General features: G+C 67.5%; 13 protein-coding genes. 1 reads left to right on the plus strand and 12 read right to left on the minus strand.

From position 1 onward, the window contains the following. Window positions 1–11: 11 nt before the first annotated feature. The 9 genes from trpE to N7607_RS05245 form a co-directional block, all read right to left on the minus strand. Entirely contained in the window at window positions 12–1,490 is a 1,479-nt protein-coding gene (gene trpE, locus N7607_RS05205; protein ID WP_279869087.1) for an anthranilate synthase component I, read from the minus strand. 72 nt (window positions 1,491–1,562) lie between these two features. Next, window positions 1,563–2,378: a phosphoglycolate phosphatase gene (locus tag N7607_RS05210; RefSeq protein WP_279869088.1), complete on the minus strand. Its 816-nt coding sequence runs from the start codon at window positions 2,376–2,378 to the stop codon at window positions 1,563–1,565. Beyond that, window positions 2,375–3,049 carry a ribulose-phosphate 3-epimerase gene (rpe, locus tag N7607_RS05215; protein ID WP_279869089.1) on the minus strand — a complete coding sequence of 225 codons (675 nt, stop codon included), beginning with the start codon at window positions 3,047–3,049 and terminating at the stop codon, window positions 2,375–2,377. Before rpe ends, N7607_RS05210 begins: the two co-directional genes overlap by 4 nt. A 237-nt stretch (window positions 3,050–3,286) precedes the next feature. Beyond that, window positions 3,287–4,114: an ABC transporter permease gene (locus tag N7607_RS05220; RefSeq protein WP_279869090.1), complete on the minus strand. Its 828-nt coding sequence runs from the start codon at window positions 4,112–4,114 to the stop codon at window positions 3,287–3,289. A gap of 104 nt (window positions 4,115–4,218) precedes the next feature. Continuing rightward, the gene (locus tag N7607_RS05225) at window positions 4,219–5,466 is read right to left on the minus strand and encodes an ABC transporter permease (RefSeq protein WP_279869092.1); all 1,248 of its coding nucleotides are present in this window, start codon (window positions 5,464–5,466) and stop codon (window positions 4,219–4,221) included. A gap of 122 nt (window positions 5,467–5,588) precedes the next feature. Continuing rightward, complete coding sequence (locus N7607_RS05230) at window positions 5,589–6,629, minus strand: ABC transporter substrate-binding protein (RefSeq protein WP_279869093.1); 1,041 nt, start codon at window positions 6,627–6,629, stop codon at window positions 5,589–5,591. Between the two features lie 43 nt (window positions 6,630–6,672). After that, a complete protein-coding gene (locus N7607_RS05235; protein WP_279869094.1) occupies window positions 6,673–7,782 on the minus strand; it encodes an ABC transporter ATP-binding protein in 1,110 nt (369 codons plus the stop codon). Between the two features lie 253 nt (window positions 7,783–8,035). After that, on the minus strand, window positions 8,036–8,665 hold the full coding sequence (locus N7607_RS05240) for a response regulator transcription factor (protein ID WP_279869095.1): 630 nt from the start codon (window positions 8,663–8,665) through the stop codon (window positions 8,036–8,038). After that, a complete protein-coding gene (locus N7607_RS05245; RefSeq protein ID WP_279869096.1) occupies window positions 8,662–11,034 on the minus strand; it encodes a sensor histidine kinase in 2,373 nt (790 codons plus the stop codon). The genes N7607_RS05240 and N7607_RS05245 overlap by 4 nt, the downstream gene beginning before the upstream one ends. A gap of 107 nt (window positions 11,035–11,141) precedes the next feature. Between N7607_RS05245 and N7607_RS05250 the strand changes: the two genes are divergently transcribed. Continuing rightward, window positions 11,142–12,146: an alpha/beta hydrolase family protein gene (locus tag N7607_RS05250; RefSeq protein WP_279869097.1), complete on the plus strand. Its 1,005-nt coding sequence runs from the start codon at window positions 11,142–11,144 to the stop codon at window positions 12,144–12,146. Between the two features lie 7 nt (window positions 12,147–12,153). Here the strand turns inward: N7607_RS05250 and N7607_RS05255 are convergent, their stop codons facing one another. The 3 genes from N7607_RS05255 to N7607_RS05265 are packed head-to-tail and all read right to left on the minus strand — an operon-like array spanning window position 12,154 to window position 14,622. Beyond that, a complete protein-coding gene (locus tag N7607_RS05255) occupies window positions 12,154–12,927 on the minus strand; it encodes a TerB family tellurite resistance protein (RefSeq protein ID WP_279869098.1) in 774 nt (257 codons plus the stop codon). Between the two features lies 1 nt (window position 12,928). After that, window positions 12,929–13,600, minus strand: a complete 672-nt coding sequence (gene murU / locus N7607_RS05260; protein ID WP_279869099.1) for an N-acetylmuramate alpha-1-phosphate uridylyltransferase MurU — start codon at window positions 13,598–13,600, stop codon at window positions 12,929–12,931. Then, complete coding sequence (locus tag N7607_RS05265) at window positions 13,597–14,622, minus strand: phosphotransferase (protein WP_279869100.1); 1,026 nt, start codon at window positions 14,620–14,622, stop codon at window positions 13,597–13,599. The genes murU and N7607_RS05265 overlap by 4 nt, the downstream gene beginning before the upstream one ends. Between the last annotated feature and the right edge of the window lie 21 nt (window positions 14,623–14,643).

A 14,643-nucleotide genomic window follows, 5' to 3' on the forward strand; every position in this document is an offset into this window, starting at 1 on the left:
TTGGGCTCCCCTTACTCTACGGACTGTTCGGCGAGGCTGACCGCGCGGAACATGGCGCGGCGCTTGTTCAGGGTTTCTTCCCACTCCAGGGCCGGCTGCGAGTCGGCGACGATGCCGGCACCGGCCTGCACGTGCAGCTCACCGTCCTTGATCACCGCGGTGCGGATCGCAATCGCGGTGTCCATGTTGCCGTTCCACGCCAGGTAACCCACGGCGCCGCCGTAGACCCCACGCTTGACCGGCTCCAGCTCGTCGATGATTTCCATCGCGCGAACCTTCGGCGCGCCGGATAGGGTGCCGGCCGGCAGGATGGCACGCAGGGCGTCCATCGCGCTCAGGCCGTCCTTCAGCTGGCCGGTGACGTTGGAGACGATATGCATCACGTTGGAGTAGCGCTCGATCACCATCTGCTCGGTGACCTTCACCGAACCGGTGCTGGAAACGCGGCCGACGTCGTTGCGCCCCAGGTCGATCAGCATCAGGTGCTCGGCGATCTCCTTGGCGTCGGACAGCAGATCCTTCTCCAGTTCAAGATCGGCCTCTTCGGTGGCGCCGCGCGGGCGGGTACCGGCGATCGGCCGTACGGTGACCAGATTGTCCTCCACGCGCACCAGCACCTCCGGCGAGCTGCCCACCACGTGGAAGTCGCCGAAGTTGAAGAAGTACATGTAGGGGGTCGGGTTGATGCAGCGCAGCGCACGGTACAGGTCGATCGGTGCGGCCTGGAACGGGATCGACATGCGCTGGGAGATCACCACCTGCATGCAGTCGCCGGCCAGGATGTATTCCTTGATCGCGCCGACCGCCGCCTCGTAGTCGTCGCGCTTGAAGCTGGAAACGAAGTCCGGCTCCTTGCCGGCCGGCTTGCTCAGGTCCACGCCCAGACGCGGAGTGATCGGCTGGCGCAGCTTGTTCAGCAGCTCGCGTAGCTGGGCCTGGCCCTGCTCGTAGGCATCGGCCTGGCTCGGGTCGGCGAGGACGATGGCGTGCATCTTGCCGGCCAGGTTGTCGAACACCACCACGGCGTCGGAGACCATCAGCAGGATGTCCGGAGTGCCCAGCGGATCGGGGTTCGGGCACTGCGCCAGCTTCTTCTCCACGTAGCGCACGCTGTCGTAGCCGAAGTAGCCGACCAGGCCACCGTTGAAGCGCGGCAGACCGGCGATGGTCGGCACCTTGTAGCGCGCCTTGAACTGTTCGACGAAGGCCAGTGGGTCTTCGCTATCGAGCTGCTCGACGACCTGGCCGTCGACGCTGACGCTGACCTGGTGACCATGCACGCGCAGTACGGTGCGCGCCGGCAGGCCAATGATCGAGTAGCGGCCCCACTTCTCGCCGCCCTGCACGGATTCCAGCAGGTAGGAGTTGGGGGTATCGGCCAGCTTGAGGTAGATCGACAGCGGGGTGTCGAAGTCGGCCAGGGTTTCGAATGCAAGCGGAATGCGATTGAAGCCGTCGGCGGCCAAACGCAGGAATTCGTCGCGGGTCATGCTCTGCCTCGTGGTATGAGGAGGTGAAACGGATGTTGGGCAAACGCGCCGGAACCAGCCGGCCAGGAGAAATCAGGCGCGCCAGCGCCAGCGGGCCAGGGCCTTGATGACTTTCATCCATTGTTTGCTGGCAACTACCACGATGCTGTCTCGATGAGGCGGGTAATCGGAAGAGTCCGGCGACATTAGCGCAGCGCCCTCCGAGGCGCAACCGGGCAGCAGCTGGCGCAGGTCGTCGAGCACCCGTGCCGGGTTCTCCTCGGCGATCGGCCGGCCGTGGTTGTAGCCGTAGCTCAGTGCCACGCACGGCACGCTGGCAGCGCGGGCGGCCAGCACGTCGTTGCGCGAGTCGCCGATGAACAGCGCACGCTCGGGCTCGACATTGGCCAGGCGCATAACGAACAGCAGCGCGGCCGGGTCGGGCTTCTGCTGCGGCAGGGTGTCGCCGCCGATAATCCAGCGGAAGTAGCGGCCCAGCTTCATCTCGTCCAGCAGCGGGGCGACGAAGCGCTCCGGCTTGTTGGTGATCAGCGCCAGCTCCACGCCCTGCTTCTTCAGCCACTTGAGGGTGGCGGTGACGCCGGGGTAGACGGTGCTCAGCGCGTGGTTGCCGGAATAGGCCTCGTTGAACAGCTCCAGGGCCTGCTCGGTGTCGCTGTCGCTGACCTCGGTATGCTCGATGTCGCCGGCCAGAGCACGGCGCACCAGCACGCGGGCACCGTTGCCGACCCAGTCGCGCACCCGCTCGACGCCGGCGGCCGGACGGCCTAGCTGGACCAGCATGCGGTCGACGGCGGCGGCCAGATCCGGCACCGAATCCACCAGAGTGCCGTCCAGATCGAACATCACCAGGCGCGGCAGGCTCCCCTCGAACAACTCGTGGATCACGCGCGCACCTGGGCCAGCTCGGCGCGCATGGCGTCGATCACCGTCTTGTATTCGGGCTGGTTGAAGATGGCCGAGCCGGCGACGAAGGTGTCGGCGCCCGCCTCGGCGATCTCGCGGATGTTCTTGGCGCTGACGCCGCCGTCGATCTCCAGGCGGATGTCGTAGCCGCTGGCGTCGATCAGCGCGCGAGCCTCGCGCAGCTTGTCGAGGGTGCCGGGAATGAACTTCTGCCCGCCGAAGCCGGGGTTCACGCTCATCAGCAGGATCATGTCGACCTTGTCCATCACGTACTTCAGGCACTCCAGCGAGGTGGCCGGGTTGAACACCAGGCCGGACTTGGCGCCGCCGTCGCGGATCAGCTGCAGCGAGCGGTCGATGTGCTGGGTGGCTTCCGGGTGGAAGGTCACGTAGGTGGCGCCGGCGTCGATGAAGTCGCCGATGATGCGGTCGACCGGCGACACCATCAGGTGCGCGTCGATCGGTGCGGTGATGCCGTACTTGCGCAGCGCCGAGCAGACCATCGGGCCGATGGTCAGGTTGGGCACGTAGTGGTTGTCCATCACGTCGAAGTGGACGATGTCGGCGCCGGCGGCGAGCACCTTGTCGACCTCCTCACCCAGGCGGGCGAAATCGGCGGACAGGATCGACGGGGCGATGGCGAAGGGCTGCATGCGAACCTCAGGCATGAATCACGGTGGCGCGATTGTAGCCTGAGTCGGGGGGCGAGGCGGTTGTCGTATGTCAGGGAATGGGGGGGCGGGGTTGGTCGGCGCTCGGCTGGCGAACCCTCACCCCGGCCCTCTCCCGAGGGGAGAGGGGCAGTCGGAGTTTCGACCAGACATCGGCGCCAGGCACGGCGCCGCCCAATCCCCTCTCCCCCTCGGGAGAGGGTCAGGGTGAGGGCTGCCCTACTCCGCCGGCGCCGTGCGCATCTTCTCGCTGCGCCCGCGTAGCCACTCCAGGGTCAGCAGCATGACCACCGAGAAGGCGATCAGCAGCGTGGCGGCCGCGGCGATGGTCGGCGACAGGTTCTCGCGGATGCCACTGAACATCTGCCGCGGCAGGGTGGCCTGTTCGGGGCCGGCGAGGAACAGGGTCACCACCACCTCGTCGAACGAGGTAGCGAAGGCGAACAGCGCACCGGAGATCACCCCGGGAGCGATCAGCGGCAGAGTCACCCGGCGGAACGCGGTGATCGGCGAGGCGCCCAGGCTGGCGGCGGCGCGCACCAGGTTGTAGTTGAAGCCCTGCAACGTCGCGGACACGGTGATGATCACGAAGGGCACGCCGAGCACGGCGTGCACCAGGATCAACGAGGTGTAGCTGTTGCCCAGGCCCAGCGGGGCGAAGAACAGGTAGCTGGCCACGCCGACGATGACCACCGGGGCGACCATCGGCGAGATCAGCAGGCTCATCACCAGCGCCTTGCCACGAAACTCGCCACGGGTCAGGCCGATCGACGCCAGGGTGCCGAAGACCATCGCCAGCACGGTGGCGGCTGGCGCCACGATCATGCTGTTCTTCAGCGAGCGCATCCACTCGGCGGAAGTGAAGAACGACTCGTACCAGCGCAGGGAGAAACCCTGCAGCGGGTAGACCAGGAAGCTGCCGGAGTTGAACGACAGCGGGATGATCACCAGCACCGGCAGGATCAGGAACAGCAGCACCAGCGCGCACAGGCCACGGTGGGTCCAGAACCAGGCACGCTCGACGGGGGACTTGTAGGGGCTCAGCATCTGCATTCTCCAATCAATCTCTAGCGGGGCCTCGCCCCTCTCCCGCCCTGCGGGCACCCTCTCCCCAAGGGGCGAGGGCCATCAGTTGGCCTGCTGCGCAGGCTTTATCCCAAGCGCAGGCGGCTCGCGCCCACCAGCCAGCTGTACACCACGTAGAGCAGCATGGTCGCCAGCAGCAGCAGGCCGCCCAGCGCCGTGGCCATGCCCCAGTTGATGGTGCTGTTGGTGTAGAAGGCGACGAAGTAGCTGATCATCTGGTCGCCCGGGCTGCCCAGCAGCGCGGGGGTGATGTAGTAGCCGATGGACAGGATGAACACCAGCAGGCAGCCGGCGCCGACGCCCGCCAGGGTCTGCGGGAAGTACACCCGCCAGAAGCTGGCGAACGGGTGGCAGCCGAGCGAGATGGCAGCGCGCATGTAGCTCGGCGAGATGCCCTTCATCACGCTGAAGATCGGCAGGATCATGAACGGCAGCATGATGTGCACCATGGCCACGTACACGCCGGTACGGTTGAACACCAGTTGCAGCGGCGCGTCGATCACGCCCATGGCGATCAGCGCGCTGTTGATCAGCCCGCCCGACTGCAGCAGCACGATCCAGGCCGCCACCCGCACCAGGATCGAGGTCCAGAACGGCAGCAGCACCAGAATCATCAGCAGGTTGCTGGTCCGGGTCGGCAGGTTGGCCAGCAGGTAAGCCAGCGGGTAGGCCAGCACCAGGCAGATAGCGGTGATCACCAGGCCCATCCAGAAGGTGCGGGCGAAGATGTCCAGGTAGATGGCCTGGTCCGGGGTGGCGGACGCCAGCTCGCCGAGATCGTCGATGCGGTGGTCGAGGGACGCCAGCAGGAAATACGGGGTGACGCCACTGTCGTTGCGGCGGATCACCTGCCAGTAGGCCGGGTCGCCCCAGCGCTCGTCGAGGTTCTCCAGCGCATCTTTATAGGACGCAGGCTCCTGCTTGAACGGCAGGGCGCGACCGGTCTTGGCCAGCAGGCTGCGGTAGCCGGCCAGCTCCATGTTCAGGCGCTTGGAAAGATCGCCGATGGTCTGGTTCTTGCGCGCGTCGGCCAGGTCCAGGGCCAGGGCCTGGTACACCGGCTCCTCCGGCAGGCCGCGGCCATCCCAGGAGGAAATCGCCTCGACGGTACGCGGCAGGCTACCGACCACCTCGGGGTTTTCCACGCTCTTGTACAGCAGGATGCCGATGGGCAGCAGGAACACCACGAAGAGGAACACCAGCAACGGCAGGATCAGGCCCTGGGCCTTGAGCCGGTTGATGCGCTCGGCGCGGGCCAGCTTCTGCTTCAGCGTCAGGCCGGCGAACTCGGTGAGGGAAACGGTAGTGGCCATCGCGGGCTCCAGAAACACCGGGGACTAGCTCCCCTCTCCCATGCATGGGAGAGGGGCTGGGGGAGAGGGCAAGCACCGCCCCTCTCCCTAACCCTCTCCCGCAAGCGGGAGAGGGGACATCATCACTTCGCCGCCCAGGCGTTGAAGCGTTGCTCCAGCTGCTCGCCGTAGTCGGCCCAGAAGGTCACGTTCATGGCCACCTGGTTGGCGATGTTTTCCGGCGTGGTCGGCATGTCCTTGAGCAGCGCCGGGTCGAGCAGCTCGACGGCCTTCTTGTTGGCCGGGCCGTAGGCGATGTTCGACGAGTACACCTTCTGCTGCTCCGGCTGCACGCTGAACGCGGCGAAGGCCTTGGCGGCGTCGGCATCCTTGGCGCCTTTCGGGATGGCCCAGGAGTCGAAGTCGTAGATGCCGCCGTTCCACACCACTTTCAGGTTGCTCTCCTTCTGCACGGCAGCGATGCGGCCGTTGTAGGCGGAGCTCATGACCACGTCACCCGAGGCGAGGAACTGCGGCGGCTGGGCACCGGCTTCCCACCACTGGATGTGCGGCTTGATCTGGTCGAGCTTCTTGAACGCGCGATCCTGGCCTTCCTGGGTGGCGAGCACGGTGTAGACGTCCTTCGGCGCCACGCCGTCGGCCATCAGGGCGAATTCCAGGGTGTACTTGGCGCCCTTGCGCAGGCCGCGCTTGCCCGGGAACTTGGCCACGTCCCAGAAATCGGCCCAGCTGCTCGGCGCTGCGGAGAGCTTGTCGGCGTTGTAGGCGAGTACGGTGGACCACACGAAGAAGCCCACGCCGCACGGCTGGATGGCACCCTCGATGAAGTCGTCGGCGCTGCCGAACAGGGCCGGGTCGAGTTCCTCGAACAGGCCCTCGTCGCAACCGCGGGACAGCTCGGGCGACTCCACTTCCACCAAGTGCCAGGACACGCTGCTGGTGTCGACCATGGCTTTGACCTTGGCCATCTCGCCGTTGTATTCGCCGGCGATCACCTTGCCTTTGCCGGCCGCTTCCCACGGCTGGTAGAAGGCCTTGGTCTGGGCGTCCTTGTTGGCACCGCCGAAGGAGATCACCGTCAGGTCGGCGGCCATCGCCTGGCTCGCGCCGAGCAGGCCGATGGCCAGGGCGCTGTGGCGGAAGATGCTGCGGATATTGCTCATTGTTGTTTTCTCCACTGTGCAGGGTTGGTAATGCGCGGCGCCGTCACTCGACGATCAGAGGGTCTAGCGCCCTTACGTGCTCCACATGCCAGCCGAGCGGCACCACATCGCCCACGCCCAGGGCGGGGTCGAGCTCGGCGATCGGCTGTTTGACGAAGAAGCTGGGGTTGCCACACACCTCCATGCGGATGCGCACGTGGTCGCCCAGGTAGATGAACTCGGCCACCCGGCCGCTGAATCGGTTGGCGCAGCTCTCGCTGGCACTGTTGATGCGCACCCGCTCGGGGCGGATCGACAGGCTCACCGGCGCGCCCGGCGCACCGACATTCACCGCCAGCGCCTGTACCTGCTCGCCACGGGCGGTGCGCACGGTGCAGCGCTCGCCATCACGGCTGACCAGCTCGCCGGCCAGGCGATTGTTCTCGCCGATGAAGTGGGCGACGAAGGTATTGCTCGGCTCTTCGTAGAGGTCGCGCGGCGGGGCGATCTGCTGGATCTCGCCCTGGTGGAACACCGCCACCCGGTCGGACATGGTCAGCGCCTCGCCCTGGTCGTGGGTCACGTAGACCACGGTCACGCCCAGGCGTTGGTGGATGTGCTTGATCTCCATCTGCATGTGCTCGCGCAGCTGCTTGTCCAGCGCGCCGAGCGGCTCGTCCATCAGCACCAGCTGCGGCTCGAATACCAGCGCGCGGGCCAGGGCCACGCGCTGCTGCTGGCCGCCGGAGAGCTGCGCCGGGTAGCGATTGCGGAAGTTGTCGAGCTGGACCATGGACAGCGCACGCTTGACCCGCTCGGTGATGTCGGTCTTGTTCATGCCGCGCACGGTGAGCGGGAAGGCCAGGTTCTCGGCCACCGTCATGTGCGGGAACAGCGCGTAGTTCTGGAACACCATGCCGATGTCGCGCTTGTGCGGCGGCACGTTGTTGATGGCGCGCCCGGCCAGGAGGATCTCGCCGGCGGTGGGCGTTTCGAAACCGGCCAGCATCATCAGGCTGGTGGTCTTGCCGGAACCGGACGGCCCGAGCAGGGTGAGGAACTCGCCCTTGCGGATGTCCAGGTTGAGGTCTTTGACGATCAGGCTTTCGCCGTCGTAGCTCTTCTGCACGCCCTTGAAACTGACGAGCACATCGCTGGAAGCATTCTCGGCCATCACCGCACCTTTTGTTCTTGTTGCCGTGCTCTAAGCCTAGAAAGCCGTGGAGCCGGCGCAAATCGGGCGGTATGAGAGATTGCTATAAGGCGGACGGAGGAGGCGTTGTAGGGATTGCCCTACAGTCGCGAGTTGCCGAGAGCCCCCTCACCCTACGCGGGCCGCCCCTGCCCCTCTCCCGAGGGGAGAGGGGTGGCACGGGCGTCTTCGTCCCCTCTCCCACCGGGAGAGGGTTAGGGTGAGGGAGAAGAAGTCAGAGCAGCTTGTGCTCCACCGCGTACTTCACCAGATCGGCCACCGAATGCAGGTTGAGCTTCTGCATCAGGCGCGCCTTGTGGGTGCTGATGGTCTTGCTGCTGACCGACAGCTGCTGGGCGATCTCGTTGACGCCCTCACCGCGCACCAGGCGCTCGAACACCGAGAACTCGCGCTCGGACAGCAGCGCGTGGGGTGGCCGCGAGTCGGTCAGGCCGACCTCGAAGACCATGCGGTCGGCCAGCTCCGGGTCAATGTAGCGGCCGCCGCCGGCGACCTTGCGGATGGCGGTGAGCAGCAGGGCCGGATCACTGTCCTTGGTGGCGTAGCCAGCGGCGCCGATCTTCAGGGCGCGGGCGGCCATCTGCGCCTCGTCGTGCATGGACAGCACCAGCACCGCCGGCGGCTCGTTCAGCGCGCGGATACGCGGAATCGCTTCCAGGCCGTTGACCCCGGGCATGGAGATATCCAGCAACACCACCTCGCAGGGCGTGTGGCGCAGGGTCTCCAGCAACTGTTCGCCATTGCAGGCCTCGCCGGCCACCGTCAGGTCCTTGGCCAGACCGATCAGTTGCTTGATGCCCTCGCGGACGATGGTGTGGTCTTCGGCCACCAGAACTCGAATCACGCTACGACCTCGCTATCCAGTGCAACATGCACCACCAGTGTGGTGCCCTCCCCCGGCGTGCTGTCCAGCACCAGGCGCCCACCGAGCATCAGCACGCGCTCGCGCATGCCGACCAGGCCGAAGGATTGTGCGCGCTGCGCGGCCGGCTCGAAACCCCGACCATCGTCACTCACGCTCAGGCACAGCTCGCCATCCTGCACCTCCAGAGTGATTTCCACGCTGTGCGCCTGGGCATGGCGCAACACGTTGGTCAGCGCCTCCTGCAGCACGCGGAACAGGCCGATGGCCTTGGCATCCGTCAGCGCCGGCAGCTGCTCGGGCACCTGCACCAGGCAGGCGATGCCGCTGCGCGCCTCGAAGCGCCGCGCCTGCCACTCGATGGCCGAGGCGATGCCGGCATCGAGGATCGGCGGGCGCAGCGCGGTGGCCACGTCGCGCACCAGCTGGAACAGGTTGGCGATCAGCTTCTTCATGCTGTCCAGGCGCGCCTGCAAACCGGGGTCGAGGCCGGCGTAGGCCAGCTCGCACATCGAGGTCTCCAGCTTGAGCACGGTCAGCACCTGGCCCAGCTCGTCGTGCACCTCGCGGGCGATGCGCGCCTTCTCCTCCTCGCGCACGCTCTCCAGATGCGCCGACAGCTCGCGCAGCTGGGCCCGCGACTCGGCCAGCTCCAGCTCGATGGTCTTGTTGTCGCTGATGTCCCACACCACGCCGTCCCACACCACATGCTCGGCGCTGAGCTGTCGGGCGCTGGCCTTGATATCGGCCCAGCGCACGCGGCCGGCGCAGGTAAGGATGCGGCCCTGCCACTGCCAGTCGCTGGCCGCCTCGATGGCGGCATCCTGGGTGGCGTGGTAGGCGGCGCGATCCTCGGGATGGACCAGGCTGCGAATGCCGAAGTCCGCCGCCATGATGGTCGTCGGCGGGTAACCGACCAGTTGCTCGCTGCCCTCGCTGATAAAGGCGAAATCCACCGGCGCACCGGGCAGCGGGCGCTCCAGGCGGAACACCAGGCCCGGCACGTTGCCGGCGATACCCTTGAGCCGCGCCTCGCTCTCCTCCAGGGCGGCGTGGGCACGGCGGCGCTCGGTAACGTCGGTGAGGTAGACCACCAGGTACTCGGCGTCGCGAAAGCGCAGGAAGCCCAAGGTCACGTCGGCCGGCATCCAGCTGCCATCGGCGCGCCGGCAGTTGCTTTCGAAGCTCAGCGCGCCCTCCTCATGCTGGCGTACGCGCTTCCACAGGCCGAGCCAGCGGTCCATGCCCAGGTTGGGCTCGAAATCCTGCAGCGGCCGGTCGACCATGGCGCGGCTGTCGTAGCCGAGCATCTCGGCCACCGCCTGGTTGGCATAGCGCACGCGGCTGTCCCAGTTGACCCAGAGGATGCCGACCGTGCTGTGGTCGAGGGAGAACTGCGCCAGGCGCAGCGCCTCTTCGGCCACTTCGCGCCGAGCCAGGGTCGCGCGCGCCTCCAGCAGGCGCTTCTCCAGGCCCCCGCGCTGGCGGCGTAGCACGGCGAGCAGGGCCAGGCTGACCAGCAACAGCAGGCCGAGCAGCACGCTCAGGTTGCGCCAGAACAGCGCCGACTCGCCCAGGCTTGGCGTGCGGGCCGTCAGCCAGCGTTGCTGCAATTGCTCCAGCTGCTCGGCCGGCAGCTGGCGCAGGCCGGCGTCGAGGATGGTGGCCAGTTCGGGCCAGTCGCGGCGGGTGCCGAAACGCAGCAGCTGCGGCAGACCGACATCGGCGACCACGGTGAGGCCGGCGAACTCGCTCTCCTGGCTCAGGCGGCTGAGCTGGGCCTGGTCGATCACCGCATAGCGCGCCCGCTGCGCCAGCACCGCGCGCAGGGCCTCGCGGTCGGAGGGCTGGGCCTGCAGGCGCAGGTTGAAGTAGTTGCCGCGCAGGTAGTCGGCCACCGCGCTGGGCTCGCGCACGGCCAGCGGCTCGCGTTCGCCGAGGTTTTCCAGCTCCACGCCCAGTTCGCCCAGGCGCTCGCCCACCAGCAGATGGGGCACACGCAGATAGGGATCGGAGAACTGCCACAGGCGCAGGCCGGCGGGGGTCTGGGTCAGCCCCGGGGCGAAGTCGACACGCCCGGCGCGTAGGGCCTGGTCGAGGGCCGCCTGGTCGGCATAGCCGAGCCAGCTCAGCTCGATGCCGAGGGTCTTGGCCAGCGCCTCGCCCAGCTCGATATTGAGCCCGCTGAGCTGCTGCTGGCGGCGCTGGTACTCGGCATAGGGCGCCTGCAGCACCACGCCGGCGCGTAGCCGCGGATGCTCGGCCAGCCAGGCACGCTGCGCCGCATCCAGCTCGGCCGCCTGGCCCAGCAGGGGAAACAGCAACAGCAGCCAGCACAGCAGTCGAATCATGCGCACAGCGTCGATCCACATCATCACGAGTCTGCTTTCTACCTTACCTGACAAACCGCGGCGAAGCGCTTAGGCTGCTAGAACCTCCCCGCTACCGAAGTGCTGAGATGCGCCGTCCAGTCCTGCCGACACTCCTGGCCCTGTGCCTGACCCTCGCCCTGCCCGTGCATGCCGAGGAAGAATCGCCGACTCCCGCCGAAACGCCTGCCGGGGAAGCCCCTAGCGAGGGCGCCGCGCCCGCCGAGGCGCCACGCCAGCCGCTGGAAGAGCGCGTCGAGGACAACGCCGAGGGCCTGGAGCGCCAACTGCCCAGGGACGAACAGCAGACCCTGCAGGCTGGCGAGGAGAAGTTCCTCGCCCTGTGGAAGCCGGCCAATGCGCCGGAATCCAAGGGCGTGGTGATTCTGGTGCCAGGCGCCGACGAGAGCGCCGACTGGCCCCAGGCGATCAAACCGCTGCGCCTCAAGCTGCCGGATGTCGAATGGAGCACGCTCAGCCTGAGCCTGCCGGACAGCAAGGCCGCGCCGCTGCCGGAAGCGGTGCTGCCACGCGCACCGGAGCCGGTCACGGTCGATACGGCTACCGCGCCGGCGGAAGGCGCCGCAGCCGCCCCCGCCAGCGAGGGCGCCACCACTGGCGCACCCGGCGAAACCGCACCGCCGACCGAAACACCCGCGCCAGCCGCAGCCCCGGTCGACCCAGCCGAACGCATCTTCGCCCGCATCCAGGCCGGCATCGCCTTCGCCGAGCAGCAGGACGCCAAGCACATCGTGCTGCTCGGCCATGGCGATGGCGCCTACTGGGCTGCCCTCTATCTCAGGGAGCGCAAGCCCGAGCAGATCAAGCAGCTGGTGGTGGTCGCGCCGCAGCTGCCCGGCGGGCAGACCCCGGCGCTGGACGAGCTGATTCCCGGCCTCAAGCTGGCCACCGGCGACTTCTTCTACAAGGACTTGCCCGCCGATCGCGGCAGCGCGGTACGGCGCAAACAGGCCAGCAAGCGCCTGGCCCATGACGGCTATACGCAGATCGCCCTCAAGGCCCTGCCGGGTAACCTGGATGCCGAGCAGGAACAGCTGTTCCGCCGCGTGCGCGGCTGGCTGGAGAAACAGTAAACAGCAGCTAGCGGAAGCCGTGGCGCTGGCGCACCAGTTCGTAGGCGACCTGCAGCTCGCGGGTCTTGTCGGTTGCGGTACGCAACTGCGCCGCAGTGGCACCGGAGCCGGCCAGCTTGTCCGGATGGTGGCGACTGATCAGGCGGCGGTAGGCGCGCTTGATCGCGGCCGGTTCAGTATCCATCTGCACGCCGAGCAGGCGCAGAGCCGCCTGGTAGTCGCTGGATTTCACCTGCGGCACCGTACGCGCTGGCTCGTACTCGGCGGCCAGAGTCTTCAGCGCCTCGCGCTTCCACTCCAGCCAGAGCCCCCATTGCTGGATCAGCCGCGACTCCGCCTCGCTCACCCGCCCATCGGCCCAGGCCATGCGCCAACAGGTGCGCAACAGCGTTTCACCACGCTCCGGACGCTCGTGCAGCGCACGCAGCGCGGCGCGCAACTCCTTATCGTCGACCTGCTTGCCGCGGTTGAAGGCCTGCATGGCCCGCCGCCGGCCCGGCTCGTCCAGGCCCAGGCGCTGCATCTCGTTGCGCGCCGCCTGGATATGGCTGTCGAGCACCCGTCCGTCACTCTTGGCCAGCCGACCGATCAGCATGAACAGCAGATCTTCGTCATCCAGCTGCGGACGCTTGGCACCCAGCAACTCGCGCAGATGGTCGAGGGATTGCAGGCGCAGACGCCGGTCCAGCACATGGCCGAGCAGGCCACCGAGCAACGCGCCGGGGATGCTGGCGATCGCCAGCCCCACCGCCGCGCCGATCAGGGTCGCCGGCCAGAGCATGTCAGGCCCCCGCCGCCAGCAGGCGCTCGACGTCCGCCAGGCGCTCGTGGGTGCCGACATCGATCCAGCGGCCGGCGAAGTGCTCGCCGCTGACCTGGCCGGCGGCCATGGCGGCGCGCAGCAGCGGCGCCAGCTTGAAGGCGCCCGGCTGGCAACCGGCGAATAGGCGCGGATGCAGCACGGCCAGGCCGCTGTAGGTCAGGCTGTCTTCGCCGCCAATGGCATCCGACACGCGGCCTTCCTGCAGGCGGAAGTCGCCGCTCGGGTGGTGGGCGGGGTTATCCACTAGCACCAGGTGGGCCAGCCCCTGCAGCGGACGGCGCAGGGTGGTGAAGTCGTAGTCGCTCCAGATATCGCCATTGACCACCAGGAACGGCTCGTCACCCAGCAACGGCAGGGCCTTGAAGATGCCGCCGCCGGTCTCCAGCGGCTCGCCCTCGGCCGAATAGAGGATACGCAGCCCGAAGCGACTGCCGTCGCCCAGGTAGTCCTCGATCTGCTGGCCGAGCCAGGCGTGGTTGATCACCAGTTCGCTGAAACCGGCCGCCGCCAGGGCACGCACATGGAACTCGATCAGCGGAATGCCGCCGGCACGCACCAGGGGCTTGGGCGTGTGCAGGGTCAGCGGACGCAGGCGTTCGCCCTTGCCCGCGGCGAGAATCATCGCCTTCATGCCGGTTGCTTCTCCCACTGTGGCAGACTGGCCAGCAGTTCACCGAGCACGGCCAGTTCGGGTCGCCGCGTCAGCACTGCTTCTATATAGGAGAAGAAGCGAGGCACATCGTTCAGGTACTTGGGCTTGCCGTCGCGATGGCAGATGCGCGCGAAGATGCCGATCACCTTGAGATGGCGCTGCACGCCCATCAGGTCGCTGGCGCGATGGAACTCGGCGAACTCCGCCGGCACTGCGAGACCGGCCTCGCGCGCCAGCTGCCAGTAGCGCTGCAGCCAGCCGATCACTCGCTCCTCGGGCCAGCTGAGGAAGGCGTCCTTGAACAGGCTGGTGACGTCGTAGCTGATCGGCCCGTGCACCGCGTCCTGGAAATCGAGGATGCCGGGGTTGGGCTGGCTCAGCATCAGGTTGCGCGGCATGTAGTCGCGATGGACGAATACCCGCGGCTGGGCCAGGGCACTGCTCACCAGCAGATCGCAGACCTGTTGCCACTGGCCGCGCTGCGCCTCGCTCAATTCCACGCCGAGATGGCGCTGCAGGTACCAGTCGGGGAACAGCTGCAGCTCGCGGCGCAGCAGGGCGTCGTCATAGGGCGGCAGCTGGTGCTCGATCGGCAGTTTCTGGAAAGCCACCAGGGCCTGCAGGGCCGCGTCGAACAGCCCATCGGCGTTGTCCGCGTTCAGCACCTCGAGCCAGGTTTGCGAACCCAGGTCGTCCAGTACCAGGAGGCCACGCTCCAGATCCTGGGCCAGGATGCGCGGCACGTGCACACCCGTCTCGGCCAGCATGGCGGCGACCTTGACGAAGGGCCGGCAGTCTTCCTGGGGCGGCGGGGCGTCCATCAGGATCAGGCTGCGGCCTGCGGCCTGCCAGCGGAAATAGCGGCGGAAACTGGCGTCGCTGCTGGCCGGAGCCAGGCTGGCAGTGGGCACTTCGCCCCAGCCTTCGCGTTGAAACAGAGCGGGTAGACAGTCTTGCAGCCAGCTCTGCAGGAGCTGGAGACGCACATCTTGATCGGGCATTACAGGGGTCTCCGACGGCGC

The sequence above is a fragment of the Pseudomonas sp. GD04019 genome (assembly GCF_029837695.1).
Lineage (GTDB): Bacteria > Pseudomonadota > Gammaproteobacteria > Pseudomonadales > Pseudomonadaceae > Aquipseudomonas.

Coding starts and splice junctions, on each gene's coding strand:
- N7607_RS05245 (WP_279869096.1), bottom strand. CDS start 11,034: ATGATTCGACTGCTGTGCTGGCTGCTGTTGCTGTTTCCCCTGCTGGGC.
- murU (WP_279869099.1), bottom strand. CDS start 13,600: ATGAAGGCGATGATTCTCGCCGCGGGCAAGGGCGAACGCCTGCGTCCG.
- N7607_RS05220 (WP_279869090.1), bottom strand. CDS start 4,114: ATGCTGAGCCCCTACAAGTCCCCCGTCGAGCGTGCCTGGTTCTGGACC.
- N7607_RS05235 (WP_279869094.1), bottom strand. CDS start 7,782: ATGGCCGAGAATGCTTCCAGCGATGTGCTCGTCAGTTTCAAGGGCGTG.
- trpE (WP_279869087.1), bottom strand. CDS start 1,490: ATGACCCGCGACGAATTCCTGCGTTTGGCCGCCGACGGCTTCAATCGC.
- N7607_RS05225 (WP_279869092.1), bottom strand. CDS start 5,466: ATGGCCACTACCGTTTCCCTCACCGAGTTCGCCGGCCTGACGCTGAAG.
- N7607_RS05230 (WP_279869093.1), bottom strand. CDS start 6,629: ATGAGCAATATCCGCAGCATCTTCCGCCACAGCGCCCTGGCCATCGGC.
- N7607_RS05255 (WP_279869098.1), bottom strand. CDS start 12,927: ATGCTCTGGCCGGCGACCCTGATCGGCGCGGCGGTGGGGCTGGCGATC.
- N7607_RS05250 (WP_279869097.1), top strand. CDS start 11,142: ATGCGCCGTCCAGTCCTGCCGACACTCCTGGCCCTGTGCCTGACCCTC.
- N7607_RS05265 (WP_279869100.1), bottom strand. CDS start 14,622: ATGCCCGATCAAGATGTGCGTCTCCAGCTCCTGCAGAGCTGGCTGCAA.
- rpe (WP_279869089.1), bottom strand. CDS start 3,049: ATGCAGCCCTTCGCCATCGCCCCGTCGATCCTGTCCGCCGATTTCGCC.